Annotated in this window: 25 protein-coding genes, 7 tRNA genes, 1 rRNA gene, 2 pseudogenes and 1 riboswitch; of the genes and pseudogenes, 29 read left to right on the top strand and 6 right to left on the bottom strand. The window is 36.1% G+C overall.

Features of this window, described 5'->3' with window-relative positions; genetic code table 11:
* Window positions 1-114 precede the first annotated feature (114 nt).
* The 9 genes from rrf (at window position 115) to BLR86_RS22905 (ending at window position 1895) form a co-directional block, all read left to right on the top strand.
* Window positions 115-230: ribosomal RNA gene (gene rrf, locus BLR86_RS22945) — 5S ribosomal RNA — on the top strand.
* A gap of 41 nt (window positions 231-271) precedes the next feature.
* Window positions 272-346 (top strand) — tRNA-Glu (locus tag BLR86_RS22940).
* A 1-nt stretch (window position 347) separates the two neighbouring features.
* Window positions 348-423, top strand: a tRNA-Val gene (locus tag BLR86_RS22935).
* 27 nt (window positions 424-450) lie between these two features.
* Window positions 451-527: transfer RNA gene (locus tag BLR86_RS22930), tRNA-Met, on the top strand.
* Between the two features lie 47 nt (window positions 528-574).
* Window positions 575-650 (top strand) — tRNA-His (locus BLR86_RS22925).
* Window positions 651-666: 16 nt separating this feature from the next.
* Window positions 667-741 (top strand) — tRNA-Gln (locus tag BLR86_RS22920).
* A gap of 13 nt (window positions 742-754) precedes the next feature.
* Window positions 755-828: transfer RNA gene (locus BLR86_RS22915), tRNA-Gly, on the top strand.
* A 3-nt stretch (window positions 829-831) separates the two neighbouring features.
* Window positions 832-905 (top strand) — tRNA-Ile (locus tag BLR86_RS22910).
* Between the two features lie 126 nt (window positions 906-1031).
* Window positions 1032-1895 (top strand): nitroreductase family protein, encoded by an 864-nt coding sequence (locus BLR86_RS22905; RefSeq protein WP_090767306.1) that lies wholly within the window; start codon window positions 1032-1034, stop codon window positions 1893-1895.
* 58 nt (window positions 1896-1953) lie between these two features.
* Here BLR86_RS22905 and BLR86_RS22900 read toward each other — a convergent pair whose 3' ends face one another.
* A complete protein-coding gene (locus tag BLR86_RS22900) occupies window positions 1954-2142 on the bottom strand; it encodes a hypothetical protein (RefSeq protein ID WP_090767303.1) in 189 nt (62 codons plus the stop codon).
* Window positions 2143-2332: 190 nt separating this feature from the next.
* Between BLR86_RS22900 and BLR86_RS22895 the strand changes: the two genes are divergently transcribed.
* Window positions 2333-3154: a sugar nucleotide-binding protein gene (locus BLR86_RS22895; protein WP_090767300.1), complete on the top strand. Its 822-nt coding sequence runs from the start codon at window positions 2333-2335 to the stop codon at window positions 3152-3154.
* A 222-nt stretch (window positions 3155-3376) separates the two neighbouring features.
* On the opposite strand, the gene dapA is transcribed toward BLR86_RS22895, so the two are convergent.
* The 3 genes from dapA to BLR86_RS22880 all read right to left on the bottom strand — a co-directional run bounded on the left by dapA (window position 3377) and on the right by BLR86_RS22880 (window position 6529).
* Entirely contained in the window at window positions 3377-4264 is an 888-nt protein-coding gene (gene dapA / locus BLR86_RS22890; protein ID WP_090767298.1) for a 4-hydroxy-tetrahydrodipicolinate synthase, read from the bottom strand.
* A gap of 126 nt (window positions 4265-4390) precedes the next feature.
* Window positions 4391-4571, bottom strand: a riboswitch (Lysine riboswitch).
* Window positions 4572-4747: 176 nt separating this feature from the next.
* Window positions 4748-5944 (bottom strand): class I SAM-dependent rRNA methyltransferase, encoded by a 1197-nt coding sequence (locus tag BLR86_RS22885; RefSeq protein ID WP_090767295.1) that lies wholly within the window; start codon window positions 5942-5944, stop codon window positions 4748-4750.
* 102 nt (window positions 5945-6046) lie between these two features.
* Entirely contained in the window at window positions 6047-6529 is a 483-nt protein-coding gene (locus tag BLR86_RS22880; protein WP_368086819.1) for a M15 family metallopeptidase, read from the bottom strand.
* 365 nt (window positions 6530-6894) lie between these two features.
* Here BLR86_RS22880 and BLR86_RS22875 point away from each other — a divergent pair, with 365 nt between their 5' ends.
* On the top strand, window positions 6895-7746 hold the full coding sequence (locus tag BLR86_RS22875) for a DegV family protein (RefSeq protein WP_175493024.1): 852 nt from the start codon (window positions 6895-6897) through the stop codon (window positions 7744-7746).
* 93 nt (window positions 7747-7839) lie between these two features.
* On the opposite strand, the gene BLR86_RS26895 is transcribed toward BLR86_RS22875, so the two are convergent.
* A complete protein-coding gene (locus tag BLR86_RS26895) occupies window positions 7840-7962 on the bottom strand; it encodes a hypothetical protein (protein ID WP_302847249.1) in 123 nt (40 codons plus the stop codon).
* Window positions 7963-8174: 212 nt separating this feature from the next.
* On the opposite strand from BLR86_RS26895, the gene BLR86_RS22870 reads away from it, so the two are divergent.
* From BLR86_RS22870 to BLR86_RS22790, 18 genes and pseudogenes are all read left to right on the top strand, one after another.
* Window positions 8175-8708 (top strand): GNAT family N-acetyltransferase, encoded by a 534-nt coding sequence (locus tag BLR86_RS22870; protein WP_090767290.1) that lies wholly within the window; start codon window positions 8175-8177, stop codon window positions 8706-8708.
* 184 nt (window positions 8709-8892) lie between these two features.
* Window positions 8893-9282: a DUF5661 family protein gene (locus tag BLR86_RS26300; RefSeq protein ID WP_175493023.1), complete on the top strand. Its 390-nt coding sequence runs from the start codon at window positions 8893-8895 to the stop codon at window positions 9280-9282.
* 298 nt (window positions 9283-9580) lie between these two features.
* Window positions 9581-10087, top strand: coding sequence for a DUF1648 domain-containing protein (locus BLR86_RS22860; RefSeq protein ID WP_090767287.1), 507 nt, complete (start codon window positions 9581-9583; stop codon window positions 10085-10087).
* Window positions 10088-10210: 123 nt separating this feature from the next.
* The gene (locus BLR86_RS22855) at window positions 10211-10636 is read left to right on the top strand and encodes a GNAT family N-acetyltransferase (RefSeq protein WP_090767284.1); all 426 of its coding nucleotides are present in this window, start codon (window positions 10211-10213) and stop codon (window positions 10634-10636) included.
* Between the two features lie 166 nt (window positions 10637-10802).
* Complete coding sequence (locus BLR86_RS22850) at window positions 10803-11528, top strand: alpha/beta fold hydrolase (RefSeq protein WP_090767281.1); 726 nt, start codon at window positions 10803-10805, stop codon at window positions 11526-11528.
* Between the two features lie 137 nt (window positions 11529-11665).
* Window positions 11666-12229, top strand: a complete 564-nt coding sequence (locus BLR86_RS22845; RefSeq protein ID WP_090767315.1) for a GNAT family N-acetyltransferase — start codon at window positions 11666-11668, stop codon at window positions 12227-12229.
* 289 nt (window positions 12230-12518) lie between these two features.
* Entirely contained in the window at window positions 12519-12899 is a 381-nt protein-coding gene (locus BLR86_RS22840; protein WP_090767278.1) for a GntR family transcriptional regulator, read from the top strand.
* Window positions 12892-13764, top strand: coding sequence for an ATP-binding cassette domain-containing protein (locus BLR86_RS22835; RefSeq protein WP_090767275.1), 873 nt, complete (start codon window positions 12892-12894; stop codon window positions 13762-13764). The genes BLR86_RS22840 and BLR86_RS22835 overlap by 8 nt, the downstream gene beginning before the upstream one ends.
* Window positions 13764-14366, top strand: a complete 603-nt coding sequence (locus tag BLR86_RS22830; RefSeq protein WP_090767273.1) for a hypothetical protein — start codon at window positions 13764-13766, stop codon at window positions 14364-14366. Before BLR86_RS22835 ends, BLR86_RS22830 begins: the two co-directional genes overlap by 1 nt.
* Before the next feature lie 352 nt (window positions 14367-14718).
* On the top strand, window positions 14719-14925 hold the full coding sequence (locus BLR86_RS26715; RefSeq protein ID WP_090767270.1) for a hypothetical protein: 207 nt from the start codon (window positions 14719-14721) through the stop codon (window positions 14923-14925).
* Window positions 14926-14995: 70 nt separating this feature from the next.
* Window positions 14996-15466, top strand: coding sequence for a hypothetical protein (locus tag BLR86_RS22820; RefSeq protein ID WP_254782435.1), 471 nt, complete (start codon window positions 14996-14998; stop codon window positions 15464-15466).
* A gap of 351 nt (window positions 15467-15817) precedes the next feature.
* Window positions 15818-16879: a glycosyl hydrolase family 18 protein gene (locus tag BLR86_RS22815; protein ID WP_090767264.1), complete on the top strand. Its 1062-nt coding sequence runs from the start codon at window positions 15818-15820 to the stop codon at window positions 16877-16879.
* A 68-nt stretch (window positions 16880-16947) separates the two neighbouring features.
* Window positions 16948-17043: pseudogene (locus BLR86_RS26710) on the top strand (alpha/beta hydrolase); the annotation flags it as partial.
* A gap of 75 nt (window positions 17044-17118) precedes the next feature.
* Window positions 17119-17742, top strand: a complete 624-nt coding sequence (locus tag BLR86_RS22810; protein ID WP_090767261.1) for a class I SAM-dependent methyltransferase — start codon at window positions 17119-17121, stop codon at window positions 17740-17742.
* Between the two features lie 646 nt (window positions 17743-18388).
* Window positions 18389-18499: pseudogene (locus BLR86_RS26705) on the top strand (cell wall hydrolase); the annotation flags it as partial.
* 200 nt (window positions 18500-18699) lie between these two features.
* On the top strand, window positions 18700-19227 hold the full coding sequence (locus BLR86_RS22800) for a cysteine hydrolase family protein (RefSeq protein WP_090767258.1): 528 nt from the start codon (window positions 18700-18702) through the stop codon (window positions 19225-19227).
* Window positions 19228-19321: 94 nt separating this feature from the next.
* On the top strand, window positions 19322-20194 hold the full coding sequence (locus BLR86_RS22795) for a GNAT family N-acetyltransferase (RefSeq protein WP_090767256.1): 873 nt from the start codon (window positions 19322-19324) through the stop codon (window positions 20192-20194).
* A 244-nt stretch (window positions 20195-20438) separates the two neighbouring features.
* Window positions 20439-21005: a hypothetical protein gene (locus BLR86_RS22790; RefSeq protein WP_090767253.1), complete on the top strand. Its 567-nt coding sequence runs from the start codon at window positions 20439-20441 to the stop codon at window positions 21003-21005.
* A gap of 40 nt (window positions 21006-21045) precedes the next feature.
* Here the strand turns inward: BLR86_RS22790 and BLR86_RS22785 are convergent, their stop codons facing one another.
* Window positions 21046-22596, bottom strand: coding sequence for a multicopper oxidase family protein (locus BLR86_RS22785; RefSeq protein ID WP_090767251.1), 1551 nt, complete (start codon window positions 22594-22596; stop codon window positions 21046-21048).
* Window positions 22597-22790 lie beyond the last annotated feature (194 nt).

The raw sequence follows: 22790 nt of genomic DNA, 5'->3' as shown, positions 1-22790 counted from the left end.
GCTGACTGATACTAATCGTTCGAGGACTTAACCAATTTTTAAAGCGAACTCTGTTTTACAACTTCTTCTGCATTATCTAGTTTTGAGGGAATGAATCCTCAATTCTTATAAATGTCTGGTAACAATGGCAAGAAGGTCACACCCGTTCCCATACCGAACACGGAAGTTAAGCTTCTTTGCGCCGATGGTAGTTGGAACTTTGTTCCTGTGAGAGTAGGACGTTGCCAGGCATAGCCCCTTTGGGGCTTTTATTTTCGCGTTTTTTAAATGAGGCCCCTTGGTCAAGCGGTTAAGACACCTCCCTTTCACGGAGGTAACACGGGTTCGAGTCCCGTAGGGGTCACCATGGAGGATTAGCTCAGCTGGGAGAGCATCTGCCTTACAAGCAGAGGGTCGGCGGTTCGATCCCGTCATCCTCCACCATGATCAAAATAGTTTCTTTTTTATTATCGCGGGGTGGAGCAGTCTGGTAGCTCGTCGGGCTCATAACCCGAAGGTCGCAGGTTCAAATCCTGTCCCCGCAACCAATTAAATTACAGGGTTTAAGTGGTTAAACCTCAACTATATTATTTTGGCGGTTGTGGCGAAGTGGTTAACGCACCTGATTGTGGTTCAGGCATTCGTGGGTTCGATTCCCATCAGCCGCCCCATTTATATTTTACATATTGGGCTATAGCCAAGCGGTAAGGCATCGCACTTTGACTGCGACATGCGTTGGTTCAAATCCAGCTAGCCCAGCCAATTTTCTTTTATTGCGGGTGTAGTTTAGTGGTAAAACCTCAGCCTTCCAAGCTGATGATGTGAGTTCGATTCTCATCACCCGCTCCATTAGGGCCTATAGCTCAGCTGGTTAGAGCGCACGCCTGATAAGCGTGAGGTCGATGGTTCGAGTCCATTTAGGCCCATAATATTTTAAAAGAGTGATTGCTAATAATAGCAGTCACTCTTTTTTGGCTTTTTTTGCAAGTGTAGTTACAATAAGAGTGAGGGTACAGTACGACATTATTCGAAAGTAAAAAAGGAGAATGATTATGAGTCTTACTAATTCAACCATTGAAACCATGAAGAAACGCCAGTCGGTTAGAACGTTTGATAATCAATACATAACAGAAACCCATTATAAAAAAATAAGAGAATACATAATCACAGAAGAAAACTTAGTTGGACCATTTGGAAATAAAGGAAAACTTGAGCTTATTCAAGTAACTAATAATGTAAGTGATAAAGGCATAAAGCTAGGTACATATGGATTTATTAAAAATCCACAAGGATATTTAGTTGGTGTCACTGAAAATAGTAAATATAAACTAGTTGAGTTTGCTTATGTCTTTCAAAAACTGGTTTTATTTTTAACCGAGTTGGGGATAGGTGCATGCTGGATGGGAGGCACCTTTAACCGAAATTCATTTGAACAGGAAATCCAGCTTGGGGAAGGAGAATTCATCCCCTGTATCACTCCATTCGGCTACCCAAATCAAAAACAACGTGTTTTCGATAAAGCTCTCCGATATGTTGTAAGGGCAGACAATAAGAAGCCTTGGGATAAGCTTTTTTATGATTCAACATTCGAAGTACCCCTAAATAAAGAAAAAGCGGGTTCAATAGAAATACCTATTGAGATGGTAAGGCTAGGACCTTCTGCTTCCAATAAACAACCATGGAGACTTGTATTATCTACAGATCGTAAAGTCTGTCATTTTTATATTGAGCATACACCGAATTATAGTTCAAAATTAGGATATGATATGCAGCTCTTGGATATGGGAATCGCCATGTGTCAGTTTGAATTAGCCTGCAAGGAATTGAATATTGAAGGTGGTTGGATAGTTGAAAATCCTAATATAGGGCTCCCTAATATGCAAACAGAGTATTTAGTCAGCTGGAATACTTTATAAAAATAGCTATAAAATGCAACTAATCAAACGTTTGTAAATTAAGTTATAGGAAAAATATCTAGGCCTTCACCAGCTCAACTTTTCTTTTTTCAATGTCCATTGCCGATACAATATAGGCAAATCCATTCATTAATAAGTAAATAACATTGGATTGAGCTCGTTCCGTTTCTCCTAAATAAGTATTTAAGATCATAACGACAGAGAACAATACAACAAAGAATAGAGCGATTTTATTATAGATTACCATGCGAACAACTCCTTTTTTAGGATACTTATTTAATATTATTTACTTTGTGTTGAACTTATGCAGGACATGATGTAATTGGTGAAGATATTCCGTTTAACCATAATGATAGACAAATTGGGGGAAATTTAAGCAAAGGTACTAGTCCGTTTCTTAGATTAGTAACAAAAGTATAGTGAATGGGGGAATCCCAATGGTGAAGATACTTATTCTTGGTGGCAGCGGTCTTGTTGGAAGAGCGTTAATCAATGAATTAAATGAGGGGCATGACGTGTATGGAACGTTTGCTTCTTCGGTAATAACAAGCCTGCCTGGTGATAAGCAATTCCAGTTGGAAGTTCAGGAAATTGGTAAACTAGTTGAAATTGTATCTTTGATTCAACCTGATATAGTCATTTCTTGCCTTAGAGGGGAGTTTGACCACCAGCTCAAGTTTCATAAAAGAATAGCTGAGGTGTTACGAAATACCAAGAGTAGACTGTATTTCTTTTCTACAACGAATGTATTCGATGGCGATTTTTCAAAATCGCACGTAGAAACAGATCCGCCTATTGCCGAATCGGATTATGGGAAGTTTAAAATAGAATGTGAAAAGATGTTAAAAGATATTTTAGCTGACAGAGCAATTATCCTCCGTATTCCAGCAATATGGGGTAAAAATTCTCGAAGATGGAACTTAATTCAAGAAAGTATTAAAAATAATAAAAGTATAGATGTCTACAGCAATTTGATATGCAATAATCTTTTAGATGTCGACCTAGCAAGACAACTGCGGTTTATCATTGAAAATAACCTCAAAGGAATATTCCACATGGGTTCAGCGGATACGATGTCTCAGAGCCAATTTTTCGAACAAATTCTAAGTAAATTAGGGGACAATCTTGATCTTCTTCAATATAGCTTGTTTGAAGACAATAGCCAGACTTATTATTTTATGCTAAATACGAATCGAAATGATCTTCCTGAATCCCTTAAAAGTACAAATAAAGATATTATTTCATACCTTCTAGGATAATGGTGCCAATGCAGCAACTGGTGGTTTATTGAAGGGGTCAAAGAAGTATTTAATAATGAATGAGTATGAAAAATGTAGCCCCCATACTGTATTTTCATATTGGATAGAAAAGTCTATTTTGTGTTATTTATAATGTTTAGAAGGGGCCATCGGTTAGATGGTCTATTTTTTACTTCTTAAAAAAGAACCTGCCCCATGTTGGACAGGTTCTTTAGAAAAAACTTAAATGAAGAGTTCAACCTTCGTAGCTTTTAGTACATTTTGAAGTGCTGACATTTCTTCATCGTTTAAAGGGACCAATGGTAAGCGGACATCGCCCACTTGAACTCCCTGCATATTTAATGCAGCCTTTACCGATGTAGGGTTTGGTGTTGCAAATAAGGCTTTCATTAGAGGAAGCAGCCTTCGATGCGAGGCAGCAGCTTCTTGTACACGTCCATTTTTAAATAAGGTAACCATTTCCTGCATGTCATTTCCGATGATATGGGAGGATACGGAAACAACTCCAGCACCACCTATGGATAGAATAGGTAACGTTAATCCATCATCACCGCTATACAAAGTGAAATCGGCTGGTGTGTGGCTGATGATTTCCGCTGCCGCATCTAAATCACCGCTTGCTTCTTTTAAAGCCACAATATTACTAATTTTTGAAAGGCGGACAGTGGTCTCAACTGACATGTTTACGGCGCTGCGCCCGGGAATATTATACAGCATTACTGGTAAGGAAGTGGCTTCAGCTATTGCCTTAAAGTGCTGATACATTCCTTCTTGGGATGGCTTATTATAGTATGGAGTTACGAGCATAATCCCATCAACGCCTGCTTCTTCAGCCTGTTTCGTTAACCGGATAGACGCCCTGGTGTTATTGGAACCAGTTCCAGCAATAACTGGAACTCTGCCTGCAACGACTTCAACAACAAATGTAAATAATGAAACTTTTTCCTCTGTAGATAATGTAGGTGACTCTCCAGTGGTTCCTGCAACGACTAATCCATCCGTACCATTCTCAATTAAGTAGTTTACTAGTGTTCTTGTTGCGTTATAATCAACTTCTCCATGCTGATCAAATGGTGTCACCATAGCTGTTAATACTTGGCCGAAATTCATGAAATTCACCCTTTATATCATTTTTTTTGAAAATTAGAGGTGGAACAGGCCAATCAAAAGTAAACGCAAAAAAGCAGCAACGAGGGTCGCTGCTGCAGTAGAAACATAATAAAGTACAGTTTCCGTGCGTAAGATAGCCCTCCATATAGTTTCCTATATGACAGTTCTGTATTTCTTCAATAGCAGAACCAGCGTCAGGACAAATGAGATCCCATCAGCTTCGGCAAATTCCCCTTTCCACAATCATCCCAGGATCCTCACTATCCTCCAACTGCGTACTAATGGTCTTTGCACCTCTATCCTACTTCAAAGGTAATGAAGTAAGAAAATATTTAATTATAAATAAATATAACAGAAAATTCATTCTAATACAAGTGTGAGGTAGTGTGAAAATGCGGTGACAATGCGGTGCCTGTCACCGCTCGTGGACACTGTCCACCCCAGGCGGACAGTCAAGTTTCTCTTTTTATCCATAAACCAGCTTTATTTCATCTTTTTGATGAAGACTACTTTTAGGTAGTTGGATTCTGGGTAGTGTTTGTTGGTTCTGAAGTCTTCAGGTAGTGAGAATTCTTCCATTATTCTATAGCGCTTGTTTGATTCCTTAAAAGCTGTATCGATGAATCCTTTAAATTTATCCATCCCAAAGGAGCTGGCATTGGTTGATGCTAGGATTATTCCGTTGTCCTCTGTAATCGAAATAGCCTCCTTTAAAAGGTTTTTATAATCTTTTTCAGCACTAAAGACAAACTTCTTTGATCTTGCAAAACTTGGAGGATCGAGAATCACCACATCAAACAAAAGACCTTTTTTCACCGCATATTTGAAGTAGTTGAATACATCTTCAACAATGATATCTTGAGCACCATCATCGATTTCATTCACACGAAATTGCTCAACTGTTTTACTTTTGCTTCGATTTGCGAGGTCAACGCTGGTCGTCTTCGTTGCCCCTCCTAAGGCAGAAAATACGGAAAACACACCTGTATAGGAGAAGGTATTTAATACGCGTTTTCCTTTTGAATATACATCTCGTAACGTTCTTCTAACATCCCTTTGATCTAAGAAGACGCCGACCATGGCACTGTCATTTAAATAAACGGCGATAGTAACACCATTCTCTTTCACAAGGATGGGGAACTCTCCGCGTTCACCAGCGACGAAGTCATCCTCCTCAATGTATTTACCACTTTCATCAAACCGCTTTTTCTGATAAATACCTTTATACTCCACCAGTTCCTTCAATGAATCTATGATAAACTCCCGGAAATGATAAATGCCTTTACTGTACCAGGTAAGCAAGTAATAACCATCAAAATAATCGATCGTTAAACCGCCGATTCCATCGCCTTCACCGTTAAAGACGCGAAATGCAGTGGTTTCAGAACTCTTATAAAAAGATTCTCTCTGACTAAAGGCAGCCTTTAAGGTCGTTTCAAAGAAATGATGATTGAACTGTTCTTTTTCTTTTCGACTGAGCACCCAGCCGAGTCCTTTGTTTTGCTTTCCATAATAGCCTTTGGCAATAAAGTGGTTTTGTTCATCAACAAGCTTTATCGTACTACCTTCCTCATCAAGAGCATTAGCATTAAGTATACTATCCTTGGTAATAAGCGGATAACCGTTCTTAAATTTATTTACGAATTTTGATTTCACCTGTAAACTAACTTCCGTTTTCATCTTTTCATCCTATCTAATGTATTTATATCCACAATAACATTGTAAACAAACTTCCGGTGCCTGTCACCGTCCGTGGACAGTGTCCACCCCAGGCGGACACTTTTACTTTACTTCATTGGTACCGGCTGTTAAGGATGTGTCTATAGGTCTTTTGCCATTCTGCAATTCTGAAAGGGTCAAACCGAAGTTCATTTGCAGATGGGGATAATCTTTAAATTGTTCCCAGTCGCCACCCCATTCAAACCCTAAAGCTTTTGCCAGTTCAACTACTTCGTTCCAATCGCTTTTTCCATTCTGATTCCCGTCATATTGCATATCCCAAATGACATCTTCACTTGGAGTCTTGATTGCAAAATCCACAGCCAAACCAAAGTTATGAAAGGATTCTCCACCTTTGGCATGGGTAACAATACTTCCTTCCGCAGTACGGCCTTTTTCATAAAGTCGATCCTGATCTTCAGCACTGCGGAAACCATCCGTAATCATAATTACAATTCCCTTCACAGCTGCATGCTGGATTAATTGGTCGGACCGTTCCCTCACAATCGGATGGAGTTCGGTTGGCAAGGAAATATTTTGTTTCATAGACAACCCCGTAAAAGGGTTTGTCTCCATATGGTTGAGGAAAATGAATAAAACAATTATAACCAGAAAAAACGGAATGAATGCTCTAAATTTACTTTTCAATATAAAAAATCCTTTCCTATCGATAATCTTCCTATGTACTAGACGATAAAGATAGAATCATTGTTTCATCCTAATTTTGGTCATTTATCATTATGTCAGAATTGTGACTATAAAGCCTATACCATGTAGTAATATTTCTTCATACATGACAAATATAACTTGTGACAACGTATTCACTTACGTAAAGTTTAACTTGTTACAATACTACTATATTAAAATATTGTCTATATATATGAAGAATTTTGATGAAAGAAGTGGATAAAATGAACAAGCCAAAAATTGCATGGATTACAGATACGACCGCATCACTAAGCAAAGAATTTATTGAGCAACATCATATACATGTAATTCCCCTGCACGTAGTAATCAATGATATATTTTATAAAGAAACAATTGATATTACCCAAGAAGATTTCTATAACCGAATGAAAAATGAACCAGGAAAATTCCAGACATCACAACCGAATATTGGTGAAATCGTAGAGCTTTATGAAAGGCTAAAAGCTGACTATGACTTTGGTATCGCCATTCACGCTTCTAGTACATTAACCGGCACGTATCAAACCTCTGTTATGGCTGCAGAAATGGCTGGATTTAAAGTGTTTGCGATTGATTCACAAACAGGTTCATATCCATTATCCTATTTAGTCAAAAAGGGCATGGAACTAGTTGAACTGGGACTAGACATCAGTGAGGTTGTTTCACAATTAAGCAGCTTACGTGACCATACTCGTTTATATTTGATTCCATCAAACCTTGATCAGCTTCATAAAAGCGGCAGGGTGTCTGGAGGTCAAAAAATACTTGCATCGCTATTTAATATCAAGCCCATTTTATCCATTGAAGATGGAGGGGCAGCGAAGATTAAAGATAAAGTTCGAACCGAAAAGAAGGCATTTGCTTGGCTGGTGGATCATTTAAAGGCTGACCTTGAAACGAAAAAGGTTCAGAAAGTGGCTATAGTCCATGCGAATGATCAAAAAAAGGCTACTGTTCTTCAACAAGTAATAAACGATACATTTCCTGCTATAGAGACAGAGCTACTAATGCTAATTACCGTTGCAGGTGTGCATACGGGTGTCGGAACGCTAGGACTTTCATGGGTTAACGAATAATCTTAAAAAGGAAGAGACACCAAATCCAATAGGAAATGGTGTCTCTTGGTATTATGAAGGTATTCATTCAAAATTTTCATCGGCCCGGGATGGTTAATACCATTGCAGGTCATTCATCTTCTGTATAAGCTTCCGTTGTCGTATCCCTGCACTCCCAGCATTCACATCTATTTCTCTCCATGATCGATAATTCTGTTCCACAAGAAATGCAGACATCCATAAGGACAGATTCCCCTTTCTTTGTGAAATTTTTTGTTTAGAATATATATATTCAAGAAGGGAAAATATTAGTACAACTAAAAAATGAGCTTATAAAAAAGATCCAGTTTTTCTTAAGGGTTCCGTTGTCTAACGCAAACATTAAAAAGGAATTTTTTACCGTTTAAAATGAATAGTTAATTATTGAATTAATGAGAGGGAGAGATTAAATGTTTCCAATATTAGAGACAGAACGACTAATATTAAGAGAACTAACTAAAAAAGATGCAGAAGGTATTTTTGCTTGTTTTTCTAACGACAATGTAACACGTTATTATGGACAAGAAACATTAGAAAATATAGAACAAGCAGAGAAATTCGTTGATTTTTTTTCGAAAAGCTACATTGAAAAAAGAGGCATACGGTGGGGAATTGAAAGAATCGGGACAAAAGGTATTATTGGAACAATTGGCTTTAATGCTTGGTCTCCTAAACATAAAAGAGCAGAAATAGGTTACGAAATTCATCCAGAGCATTGGAGAAAAGGATACACTTTTGAAGCAGTATCTAAAGTTCTTTCATATGGTTTTGATGTTATGGATTTAACCCGAATAGGTGCCGTTGTTTTTATTGACAATGATGCATCTAATAAATTATTAACTAAAATTGGCTTTCAAAAAGAGGGAGTTTTGAAGAAATATATGTATCAAAATGGTGTAGCAAATGATACTTATGTCTATTCATTACTTAAGAATAATAAGTAACTATTCTTCTTTAGCAAACGGGTGCCGTACTCCAAGAAGGATGTATGGCATTTCTTATTGATGTAACGAAGCATGATAGTTCAATTAGCTAAGTCGTATTTTTTGTTTAACCTTTAGAAGACATGCTCATAAATAGGTAACTAACGTATATTGATGATAACCACCTTTTTAGGAGAGATGTGTTTTGTACTACTATAATAATCCGTATTGGAACCACTTCAAGAACGGTTATACCAATGCCACGCAATATCTATATCCAACCACCGGAAGTCCAAACTGGTATAGAAATAATCGTTGTGCAACTAGGGTTAAATCTTTTTCCAAAGAGGAAGCAGCAGCGATCGCTTTACTTTTAGGCATTGATTTTAATAAAAGCAAGTTTGATTTAGAGGAGTTTTGGATGGGAGTAAATACAGAGCTTGAACATGGGAAAATATCCAGCCCAACTAATGTTACAGGTGATGATCCTATTATTACTGGGAAAATTGCACTGGCACATCTTAACGAGTTTCCTGATTACTACAAAAGATTAAAGGTACTTGAGGAAGAAGCAAAAGCCTATTGGAATAAATGATTTAATTTGATACCTAAATGATAAAAATAGCTTATATTTGTAAGCGAGTTTGTGAAGAAATGTACTTAAACAAACGGATGCGTTAATCCAGGAAGGGATTAACGCTCTTTTTGTGGAATTACTTGAACTAACGCAGCAGGATAGTTTGAAAAATTGGAAAAATGTGAAACCTTTTTATTCGTCAATTGTGTGAAGAATAAATGATGTTTTGAAAAATTGTGTTTGTTGATGTAAAGACAATTGAAAAATACATTTTGATAAGTTTTTCGTTAGGGGAATAGTAAAGGAGTTGAAGAGGATGTCAAATTCTTGGAAAAGACCTAAAATTAAAATATTGAAAACGAAGAGTGAGTGGTTCTGGGATATAATTGGGTATTCATTCTATTTAGGCTCGTTAATCTTTTTAATCTACAATTGGAATAGGCTTCCTGACGAAGTTCCAGCTCATTACAATGCTTTGGGTGAAGTTGATCGTTGGGGTTCAAAAATGGAACTTCTTATATTTCCGATAGTAGGTGCATTTATTGCAGTTTTAATGCAATTGTTAGAAAAATTCCCAGAATCACATAATTATCCAGAACGATTAAATAAAAAGAATGCTAAAGAGTTCTACTTAATAAGCCGAAAACTGGTAAATCAATTAAAAAATATTTGTCTAATCACCTTTGTTTTAATCTTAATTGAATCAGTTTCAATTGCATTAGGCTGGGAAAACAGATTTGGGGTATGGTTTCTACCAATTGCAATATTAAGTGCGTTTATCCCGATTATATTAGGAATAATTAAGCAAAAAAAGATTAGATAAATATCATCATAGTGAGATACAAATCTGTATACCATTGTGAAATCCTGTACTTAAAGTAACGGATAGTTGAACAAACAAATATGATAAAATATGAATTCAGTGACTTATAAGGAAGGTGATATTATGATAGTAACTCAACAATGGAATCAAGAAGATAGTGAATACATTCGAAAAAAAGTAATTGAACATAATCTTTCTAAACTGCCTGATGATGTAAAACATCCAGTCAAAAATATTAGCTTTATTCTTAGGGATGAAGGAGGAGAAATTTTAGGGGGCATAACAGGAACAATTATTTGGTACAACTTACATATTGATTTCTTATGGGTTGATGAGTCGCTTAGGGGTAAAGGATGCGGGAAAGAGTTATTACTAAAGATAGAGAATTTTGCAAGAGAAAATAATTGCAAACTAATTCAACTCGATACATTTAGCTTTCAAGCACCTAATTTTTATCAAAAGTATGGTTATGAAATAGTTGGTGTGATAGAAGAACATCCAATTAAAGAAAATCAGCAGTATTACCTGAAAAAGAAATTAACTTATTGATAAACCTTATTGTTCTATACGGGTGGTGATACTTCAATAACGAAGCATCGCTTTTTCTTCTTCAATTAATAGGTGCGTTGATCCAAGAAGGATTAATGCACCTTTTTGTTGGAGGTATTCAACTAAGGATTGTTAATTAGTTGGCAAAATGAGGAGAATGGATCAAATGACTAAAGAAATGTTTGTGCAAATAAGTGATTGTAATTTATATGCTAAATTAGTGGGAGAAAATAACGGAAAACCAACAGTTGTAATGGACGCTGGATATGGAGATTTTTCCAAGGCATGGGATTCAGTAATTGGGGATATTTCAATGCTAACTAACGTTTTAATTTATGATAGAGCAGGACTTGGGAAAAGTGAAAAAGGTTCGAAACCTAGAACCAGTCGTGAGATGGTAAGAGAATTGAAGGAACTTCTTATTGAAGCCAAGATTAAACCTCCCTACATATTAGTAGGTCATTCATTTGGTGGAGTTAATATGCGAATGTTTGCAACTGAATATCAAAATGAAGTTTGTGGACTTGTCTTGGTTGACTCTACGCCTGAAGATTACAGAGAAAGATTTCTCCCAACGATGTCACAAGATTTTCAACAAGCATACAACAAGCAATTCGTTTATGAAGGCAATTATGATGAATTTATGGAAAGCCTAAAGCAGTTAAAAGAAACGAGACTTAAATTAAATGTACCACTAATTGTACTTTCAGCTGGTAAGAAAGCTCATTATTCAAAGAAATCACAAGAGTTATGGGATGAAATGCAGAGAGAGATTCTTGAAATATCCTCTAATGGTGAATTGGTGATTGCTGAAAAGAGTGCTCATTATATACAAAATGATGAACCAGAAGTGGTAGTCAGTGCGATAAAAAAGCTGATTGACATTGTTTAAGATTAGATTGTGAAGGATTGTACTTAAACTATTGGGTTGCAATAGTGAAATAAGGAGTTGGTGGGACGACGGCTCCTACTGTTTATTGAAGTGTAGAGGCAGTTACAGCAGGATTGTTTAACAAGGAGGAGTTTGAGATTAAAGTTAATCAAACGGATTTTTGTATCCGAAATTTACGGTATATTATTAGGTCTGCAAAAAACGAAGATGCAAAGAATTTGTCAGAAGTAAGATTGCAGATAGATGGCGAAACAGAAAATATGGACAGAGAAAAAGGTGAAGCATATATAGATGAATTAGGTTTTAAACAGATCATTAAAAATGATACAGAAAGTGAAAATAACCTATTTTTAGTCGCTGATGTTAATGAAAGAATTGTAGGATTTTCAAGGTGCGAAGGTAATAATTTGAAAAGAACTTCTCATAAGGTGGAATTTGGAGTCTGTGTATTACAAGAATATTGGGGATATGGAATTGGACAAAACCTACTTAAGGAATCTATTCGTTGGGCAGATGCAAATCAGATTAAGAAAGTAGTTTTAAATGTACTTGAAACTAATGAGAAGGCTATAAAGCTGTATAAAAAATATGGCTTTGAGGTGGAAGGCATTTTAAAAAAGGACAAAGTTTTATCTGATGGAAATTACTATAGTACCGTTTTGATGGGACGATTTAAACAAGATATTTCAACAAGTTATTAAAGTAACGGTGCTTTACTTCAATATCGATATTCAGCGATCTGGCGCTTTAATTGAGCAAGGATCACAAAGTTATCAAACACCTTGATAAAGGGTTGATTCAATTGAATTTAGAAAAAGCGTGTTTTGATCTTTTCAAAACAGGCTTTTTCTATTTGTTCTTTTATCAAGGTTTAGAAAGTTAATTTAATCAAACTTTATTTTAAACCTACACTTGAAATGTTTTCCAACAGGTGTTATACTCTTATATAAGACCAGTACACAATAACACCATAAATGGAAGGAGGACCTCATGAAGTCAGATCTGGATAGTAACCGTCCCATTTATCTGCAAATTAAAGAGACCATTGAAGAGGATATTCTTTACGGGAGGCTAGCACCTGAAGAACAGATACCCTCAAACAGCCAGCTTGTCAGCCATTACAACATAAATCCCGTCACCGTACTGAAAGGGATTAACCTTCTGGTGGATGAGGGAATTATTTTTAAAAAGCGCGGGCTTGGAATGTTTGTAAGCCTTGATGCACCTGAAAAGCTTAAAAGACGCTTTTCACAGGCATTTTTCCAGGAACAGGTAGAGCCTCTTACGGCCCTGGCAAAACCCCTCGGTTTTACCCTTCGGGAGATTCATGAAATGATCGATAGTGCGTGGAAAGGAGAAAAAAATGATTAATCTTGAAAATGTATCGCTTAAATACGGAAATACCCTTGCACTCAATAATATAAGTTTAAACCTTCCCGAGCAGGCAATCTGCGGGCTGATTGGCAGGAACGGTGCAGGAAAGTCCTCACTTTTGTCGCTGCTCAGCGCCTACCGCAGACCAACCACAGGAACAATAACCATATCGGGCGAAAATCCTTATGAAAACAAGAACATAATGCCACAAATCGCCTATATTGATGACAATCAGAGTGAAGCGGAAAATGCCTTACATGTAAAAGACCTGTTTAAAATAACGGCTGCGCTCCGTCCTAACTGGGATGCGGCCTATGCAGAAAAACTTATAAAACTGTTTGAAATACCGATGAAGAAAACAATGGGAGCCTTAAGTCACGGTATGCGTTCAGCAGTACATGTGATTATCGGGTTAGCAGGACAGACGCCGATTACCATTTATGACGAAGCATATCTTGGCATGGATGCCGCCGTACGCAAGCTGTTTATCAGCGAACTTTTATCAGACTACACACAGAGGCCTAAGCTTATTCTGTTTTCAACGCACTTTATCAATGAGATGGAGGGGCTTTTCAGCGAAGCGATAATTATTAACAAGGGACAGATAATTGCACACGACGACTGTGATACCCTGCGTTCAAAAGGAACAGCCGTAACAGGAGTCAGTGAAGCCGTAGACAGCTTCATTAACGGTCGTGAAATCTTGTTGCAACGAACCTTAGGTCGGCAGAAAGAGGCTGTATTGTTCGGGGAGTTGTCAGAAAAGGACCGGCTTGTTGCCGCAAACGCAGGTCTTGAATTCTCTCAGCCCTCGCTGCAGGATTTATTCATCTACATGACCGAAAAAGGAGGAAAAGAATAATGGTGAAAAAAGCTTTGAAGCTTCTGCTATCAACACAGGCTAAGGCCACATGTTGGTTTTTAGGCATCTATGCCTTGACAATGGCTATCGTTCTTATAGTATTTTCTTATGTAAAAATAGATGATACTTCATGGATACGGGAAACCATCATATATGCACCTAAAATATACCTTCTGGTAATGGGAATTGTATATCCACTGGTTGCAACAAAACTATATGTATCAAGGGGCCTGACCAGAAAACAGTTCTTTTGGGCCTATACTGGAGCTATAAGCATTGTATCGCTGTTTCTTCTCATACCGATTTTAGCTTCAATCATTTACTTTGAAAACATTTCACTGTTGTCTGCAATTACACATTATCTGCATATGCCGCTGTATTTTCTCATAGGCTGGAGTTCTGTGGTGGGTTTTCAATTCCTTAAATGGCATATGGCGATATTTGGGGTTTTAGGTGCTGTAGTGATGTTTCATGCCATAACTACTGTACCTGGACTTCTTGCTTTATCCGAACTAGCAGTTTTAGGATCAGTGATACTGTTATTAGCTGCAGTGTTACTAATTCTGCCGCGCATCATTTCTCAAATTCCGTTGAAAGTCTAAAGCGGTTTAACGAGGCGGGAGGCGTCTTCCGTCTTATTTTTTATACGAATTAATAGTAAATAAACCAATTTATACATTCTTTTGAATGAATTCTGGAGAGAAGATGCCATTAATATTGCTAATTCAATCATAGATACGTCAAATATAGAACAATATTTTAATTAGAAAACGTTTTAGTTTGTGAACAATAGTACTTAAAGTCGGGTGCGGTAGTCCAAGAAGGATTATCGCTTATTTTTGTTGAAGTTATTAAGCTAACGAGCAGGTATCTTTAAGAAGAAGTGCCGTTTTATTGAAGTAGAACAGAAGAGTTATATAAAAAATATATTATTAATTAGAGGAGAGGATTTTTTTGATTAGTCTATTAGAAAACATATTTCAAATAACAGCAATAATACTATTCCTATGTTCATTCTATTATTATAGACATTTTAAGAAAATTAAAAGAGAAAGAAAGTTAACCTTATTCGAACTTTCAATTTATATCATAACTCAAGTTGCAATTTATCTGTGTGCAGGTAGTTACCTACTTCTGTTTTTGGATAGGAATTTTGGATAGAAATTATTAAAAAAACGGGGGAGAAATATTGAGTGAAAAAAGGAAGTTACTATTCAGAATTTCAATAGGATTGAATATATTACTAGTCGCAATTGTAGCTTGGGGAATTATAAAAATGAACTTCGTAAAGGAGCAAGTTCTAGTTACAGAAGTCCAAAATAATTTAGTAGAATTAGAAGGCTTGATTGCTAACCAGATTGATGAAAATTGGTCTGAACCTAACTTGGTTACAACTGAATTAGGCGATATATTAAATGGAATTTGGCTTGGCATGACTACTGGAAAGCAATTAGGAATGCTTTCTAAAAGTGACAAGATAATTCTTGAAGATTTGTATTCCAAGTTAAATCAATTTCCTAATGATGAATTATATAGCTTTGCTGATTTAACCGAAAAGGATGAACAGAACTTTGAAGACTTACGAAAAGCACTTCGTGAAGTTGGATTAGGATTAAATATAACTATAAGTGCCAAAATGGATTCTTTCATGAGCCAAGCAGAGGCATTAAATGAAAAGCTTGAATCCTCAATAAATAATTAACAATATGCTTGATTTTGTGCTAACAGGTGCTTTAACTGAATAAGACATTATAAAAAACGCTCTGAGTTTTTTTCGCTCTGAGTGTTTTTTTTGCCAATTGTAATGTTATTTACATTGGTAATTCGATGGAAAATTCTTTTTCCATTTTGCCTTCTAAATGAGTTTTTGTACTTTAAAACTGAACTACTTAAACAAACTTGTGAGGTCTATTTCCAGAGACCCTTTTATGTGGGAAAGTCAATTCGTGAATAAGTTACAACTTTTCGTATCAACTTAAGAAATATACAAATTAGAAGAAGGTGTATTACGGCGAAAATTTGTTATCGGTCATTCACCATCATTTCTTTAAGCATGGCATTATTACTAATGTCATCCTGTAGTCAATTACAAAGAAAAGAGGAATACAATAAGAATAAAACTCCTCGTGAAGTTTTAGGTTTCTACACAGAAAAGGAAGGAACGTATCCAGGGTCTCAACCGACAGTTAACTCGCATTTCAACAGTTTAAGCATTATTGCACCCTTTTGGTATAAGCTTGATGATAAACGTCCAGGATGTCTTATAGATTCCGTTAAAGCAGATCATAAGAGAAAGATTATTCAGAGTGCTCATGAAAATCATCTCAAGGTATATATGGTTGTACATAATCTCTTTTATGAAACCGTGGAGAAGGGCAAGCAGGTAGCGAGGAATGTACTCATTAACGATAGTAACCGCAATGTTTTCATTCAGAACTTACGCAATGAAATGAATCAGTTTAAATATGACGGTATAAATATTGATATGGAAAATTTGAATTTGACTGACCGGGATTCCTTTAGTCTGATGATAAAAAAATTGTCTAATGCTTTGCACCGTGATGGAAAAGTAGTTACTGTTTCAGTCCCGGCAAACACAGGTGATTCCCGTGCTAATCCCTGGTCACCGTGGTTTGATTACGAAAAACTCGGTCTATATTCAGATGGGTTAATGATTATAACATACGATGAACACAATCCCAGAACAAAGCCCGGGTCAACAGCATCAGTCGATTGGACAGAAGCAACGATTCATTATGCTTTGAAACAGGGAGTACTACCTTCAAAAATTTTACTCGGTATCGCAGGATATGGATGGGACTGGGATACAACAACAGACAAAGCCGTTTATAGCTCCTATGCACAGTTAATGGATCAGAAAAAAAAATATAAAGCTAAAGTTGTATGGGACTCCCGTTCGCAAACACCTCATTTCAGCTACGTAGATAAAGATCAACATAGCCACCAGGTATGGTTTGAGAATAGCCATAGTCTGCGGTTTAAGCTAAACCTTGTAGAAAAATATAACTTACGGGGAATCGGTATTTGGCGGCTCGGTTTGGAAGACCCAATGTACTGGACGATTATACCCGAGAAAATAAAAGTAAAAAAGTGATGGTATGGTCTTCTAAATCCTATTGGGATGGCTGCGGCGATCCCTTTTTCTTATTGCACTAAGCGGGCAGTAAGGGAACATTCGTTGAGTTTCATAACAAAAAACTAAATGTATATAATAAGGGTGATGGTGAGAATACTTTTGTATTCATGTCTGGATCAGGTAATATGGAAAAAATTATTAAATAAGTATAATAATAGTTGATGTGAAATTTATAATATCAGGAAGTGAATTGGCTTATGAAGAACGAGCAATTAATACAAAAGTTTAATAAACAAGCTGCCAAATATTCGAAAAAGCGTAAAAAACAAGAGCAAAATAAATGGAGAAAGCAAATTTTCCAAACGGTTAAAGGAAAGACTTTAGAAGTTGCTGTTGGGGCTGGAATGAATTTTTCCTTCTATTCAAATGAAGTAGAGTATTTAGGAGTAGACTTCAGCCCCAAAATGATTGAACTTGCTAAAGAATCTGCAAAAAAATATGGTGTTAAAGCCAAATTTATATTATCTGATGTTGAATGCCTTGATTTTCCTGATAATTCCTTTGATACAATTGTTTCATCCGGTTCTTTTTGCGGTTATGAAAAACCAGTCCATGTTTTAAACCTTTTTAATAAATGGTGTAAAGAAGATGGACAGATATTACTTTTGGAACATGGGCTATTTTCCGCCCCAACCCTTGCTTGGATTCAAAAGAAACTTGATAAGCTTGCAGTTAATACTATTGGATGCCATCAAAATCGAGATATCTTAGAAATAGTAAAGCGATCCAATTTGATAATTAAGAAGCATGAACGTGGGATTTTAGGATATCTTTATTTAATCTGGGCAAAACCACAAAAGTTAGAACAATTTAATAATTAGACACTAATAAAAATACGAATAGACTAACTTTATCTTTTTATTCTTTTTGAAATAAGAGGAGAAAAAGGTTCGAATCGGATAAGATGATTCTCTTGTGAAGATATTTTTTGAAGGAAAATGGAAAGTATTTCACTTTATGAAGATGACGGAAATGTGTTAGGAATCGTACATTTACAGTATCTAAATAAATTAAATGAACAAAAAGATTTTATCAATTTAATAAAAAACCACCAACCAAACATAAAACTAGATAAAAACTGCGAAAGATTATTACAAAGATAAAAGGGGCTGTCTAAAAGCCAATTACATGTCGTTCACTCCAAATTATAAGTCCAAGAATGCTGTTATACCAGCATTCCTAAACTTTACTTTTTTCTATGTTTAGGGCATAAAACGTGTGGGAGAAGAAAATAAATATGAAGATTTCAATGAGGTTACTGACAATGAAATAGCTCAAAAGGTTTAGAAAATATTAGAAGATGTTGATTGGGAAAAAGCAAAAGTAAATAAGGCACCTCCTGCTGACTACCGATTTGTATTTAACTACACAAACAGAAGTCGTCGATTGAACAACTTCACCACCGATAACTTTTCAAGTGGTAAAAAGTGATGATGTTATTTATTTGAAAAGTAATTAAGAACATCACATGGTCCATGTCCTCCAACATGGTACGATCAACCTCAATCTGATCAATTTAAAGAACATTGTTTTTATGAACCAAAACCTAATACATGTGATAGTGTTTATAGAGGATGAGCTTACTCTTTGAGTAAGCTTTTTTACATATTAAGAATATTCTACACAAAATAAAATAAATCTTTTAGTAATAGTTTTTATCGAAGAAAGCAAGTTTGTGAAATATTGTACTTAAGCTAACGGAGCAGGTTTGTTCAACAAATCTTAATGAATAAGTGTACAATAAATAATAACGAACGTATGTTTTTTTAGGGGGAAAAATGAAGAAAGCACTACTGGTTATAGACGTTCAAAATGGAATGTTTCAAGAAGGTAATGTCGTCTATAAAGGGGAAAGAATGCTACAAAATTTAAAAGATTTAATCGTACAAGCACGCTCTACCGAGACACCTATTTTTTATATACAGCATAACGCACCTGCTGGTAATCTTTTAGAGTATGGGACAAAGGGGTGGGAGATTCATCCTGAACTAACTCCAAAGAAGAATCAGGATGTAATCATTCAAAAAACAACTCCTGATTCATTTTATAATACCTCTTTAGATGAAGAACTGAAAAAACAAGGGATTGAGCATTTGGTTGTTGCAGGAATTCAAACAGAAGCGTGTGTGGATACAACTTGCAGAAGGGCTTTTAGTATGGAATATAAGGTCACTTTAGTTTCAGATACACACAGCACTTGGAATTCACAGGACATTACTGCCCAACAAATTATTAACCATCACAACGAAGTATTACGTTGGTTTGCCGCTGTTTACCCAAGTAAAGATATTACATTTGATAGATGAGTGAAATTATGTACTTAAACTAATTGGGGGCTTAAGTTGAACAGGGCTAGATAGTAAATTATGATAAGAATAGAATAAAATAGGGAGATTTCTAATGCATACAGACAATAAAACAGTATTAGAATTAGTTGAATTTGAAAAATATGATGTCTTAGGTTTAATAGAACTTTCTGCATCAGTTGGCTGGGATTATGATGAACATGAAATTAGAACTGTTATGTCATCAGGTAAAATATACGGACATAAAAATGCTGTGGGGAAAATTGTTTCGAGTGCCGCGATTATACCTTATGATACTGATTTAGCTTCAATTGGTATGGTTATTGTTAATGAAGAATATCGAGGTTTAGGCTTAGGAAAAAAGGCTACTCAGAAATGTATAGACAGTGTTTCTCAAAATACCTCAATAATGTTAATTTCAACTGAAGATGGGAAACCCTTATATGAAAACCTGGGTTTTATTACTGTCGACTCTGTACATAAGTATTTAAGTGATAATTATATTCCAACTAAATTGTTTAATAATCATCGAGAAATTACCTTAGAGAAATACCGTGAGAATGATATTAATGAAATTATTGAATTAGATTGGGCTGCATTTGGTGATAAGAGAAGAAAATTACTTCTTAACAGGATAAATCAATCAAAACAATGTGTAGTTGTTAAAAATCTAAAGGGGAAGATTATTGGATTTGGATTATCCATATTAGGTCCAGTAAATTTATTAATAGGACCTATTGTAGCACCAGATTCACAAACAGCTGCTTTAATAATCGATGGGTTAGTTCTTAATCATCAAGGAAAGTTAAGGATTGATGTGCCATCTAGTAATGACGAGTTAATGTTATTCTTGGAGAAAAGTGGATTTATAAAAGTTAGTAATCCTCCGATAATGATAAAGAATTCTATTAATATGCCATATAGAAATAAAGAGTTATTTGCTATTACTGCACAAATCTTTGGTTAAGGATAGCAATATCCTTATTCAACGAAAGGGTGCAATAGTGAAAAGGCAGCGGAAGTATCCGTTGCCATTTCACTACATTTATAAGCCTAGCCGATGGGGTGTGTAAATTCCGAAGAAGCGTTGGCAAGGAAGGCAATAATGACATTAGTTATTGTAAAACTTGTCTTTATGTCAGTGAAAGTGGTGGCACAGTACCAATGAAAGGTCTAATTTAATGCATATATTGGCGGAAGGGAGCCAGAAAGTGAATAAATCAACAATTGAATGTATAGATAAAATGGTATTTATGGATAGAATGAATCTTTTTGAAAAACCTGATGTTATTCTTTATCATCCAGGTCACTTTCCAGAGCTAAATGAACAATTATTGGATTACTATGAGAAATCGGGAGCAAATTTAATTATGATTCCCGAGGTTTTTAATGATTTCTTAAAATGTAGTGAATTTGATTTTTATTCCCCACTATTAATAAAAAAAGGTATCGAAAAGAAAAAACTAATGCCAATTCCCACTAGTAACGATATAAAAGGGGTGGACGGTGTAATTCAATCAGCATTTAGTTTTCTCAACAACACCAGTAATAAAAATATCTTATTGGCTGGAAAATCATTCTTTTGTAAACGATTCTATTTCTTGGCTTCTATCTATGCAAATGAGGATAAGGTTTTAGATGTATTACCACTACAAGATAATAGAGATATTATACCTACCAAATGGACACAAAGTGAAAAGGGTAGAGCAAGGATATTAAACGAAATTGAACAATATGCAAATATTGTAAAAGAAAAAATGAGTGCTTTGCTTTTATGAGGTGGGAAGAAATTTCTCTTATTGGAGTGATTTTTACCACTCATCTCCTTCGCCCGTCCTGTGCTTTGAAAATCTCAAAGGGACGCATCATTTCGTGATCTTCATGCTCCAGCATATGACAATGCCATACATAACGCCCAGTGAAGGGGCCAAAACGGGCTATAATAGATGTGACATAACCAAAGGGGGTCTGAACTGTATCTTTTAATCCCATTTCATAGGGATTAGGTGGAATGGGAGGTCCCGTAAAAATAAGATTCCCGTTCTTTTGAAATTGAGAAACATCAAAAGGTTGGCGATCAAGAATTTGAAAATTAACCAAATGGAGATGGATGGGATGAGGGTCATCATCTATTAAATTAATAATCCGCCAAATTTCTATGGTATTTACTTCAATCCTTTCTGATATTCGGTCTATCCACATTTTTCCATCCAATAAATTCAATGAACGACCATATCTATCTTTATTTCTGACGAGTGTTAAATCTCTTGTTCTCTTAGCCATCCTTCTTAGAAGTCGGTTGATCTTCCCTAAATAAAAAGGAAGGGAGCTGGTATCTGTACGTTTTAACGGAACGATTACTCTAAATTGCATGACATCTGTTGTTTCAGGAGATGCACTCTTGGTGACATTTTTGAGAATAATGTTTTGTCCGTAGTATCGGGAAAAATCAATGATAACATCAATTCGCTCGGCACTCATAAGTATAAACTCATTTATTGCTACTGTTGTCTCAAGTAAGCCACCATCCGTGCCAATTTGATAAAAAGGCTGGTTGGAGTCCATTTTTAAAGTAAGGATTCGACTATTGGATGCGTTTAAAATTCGAAATCGGTATTTTCTTGGTTCAACTTCCAGAAATGGATTAACCTTCCCGTTGACCAAAATCGTATCTGCATCAAAAGGAGAGACAAGAGAAGGTTGCGGAAGACTTTTATCATTTGGATCCCAAGTGCTGGGGTAGTAAAGTGATCCGTCTGGGTTGAACGAGCGATCCACGATTAAAAGTGGGATTTCATATTTACCTCCAGGCAGATTAAGGGATTGTTCGTGCATGTCGCGAATCAGATAGAATCCCGCGAGTCCGGCATAGACGTTTAATCTTGTAATTCCTACCGTGTGATCGTGGTACCACAATGTTGTTGCTCGCTCTATGTTTGGATAGGTATAAACCTCTCGCTTAAATAAAGGTCCCGTTTCATGAAAATGTCTCGTAAACCACGCTTCGGGGTAACCATCACTATGAGCAGGCGTACTTCCCCCGTGTAAATGCACCACACTTCTACCCTCTGGAAGAGTGATTTCGGAACCATGAATCGTTGTATCAACGGGAAGAAAGTGCTTATTGGGCAGATCATTCAACCATTTAACAAACACTGTTTCATTCTTCATTACTTCGAATGTAGGTCCCGGAAATGTTCGATCATAACCCCATAAACGGGTTGGCGGAAGATCCCTGTGTAGCTTCTGAGTAAACTCCTTCATAGTTACTTCGTAATAGGAACTATTATTACTTCTACTTTTAGGAGATATGGTTTTTAGAATAGGCAGTGCATCCACGAATTTCTGCAGCTTTATCTTTTCATGCATAAGAATAGGAAACCTCCTTCCTGTTACTATCTACAGTAAGTTTATGAACGTGAACCTGTTGAATATGTATATATGTCTTAACAATGGGGTAATACCCTAAATATAAGAAATGGCTCAGTTCACTATTGAACTGAGCCATTTCTTATATTTAGGCTGTGTTAAAGGTAAATGTTGATGTCACTCAATTTGAAAAA

The organism is Bacillus sp. OK048, from assembly GCF_900103525.1.
In the GTDB taxonomy this organism is placed as follows: domain Bacteria; phylum Bacillota; class Bacilli; order Bacillales; family Cytobacillaceae; genus Neobacillus.
This window is presented reverse-complemented; position numbering and strand designations above follow the sequence as displayed.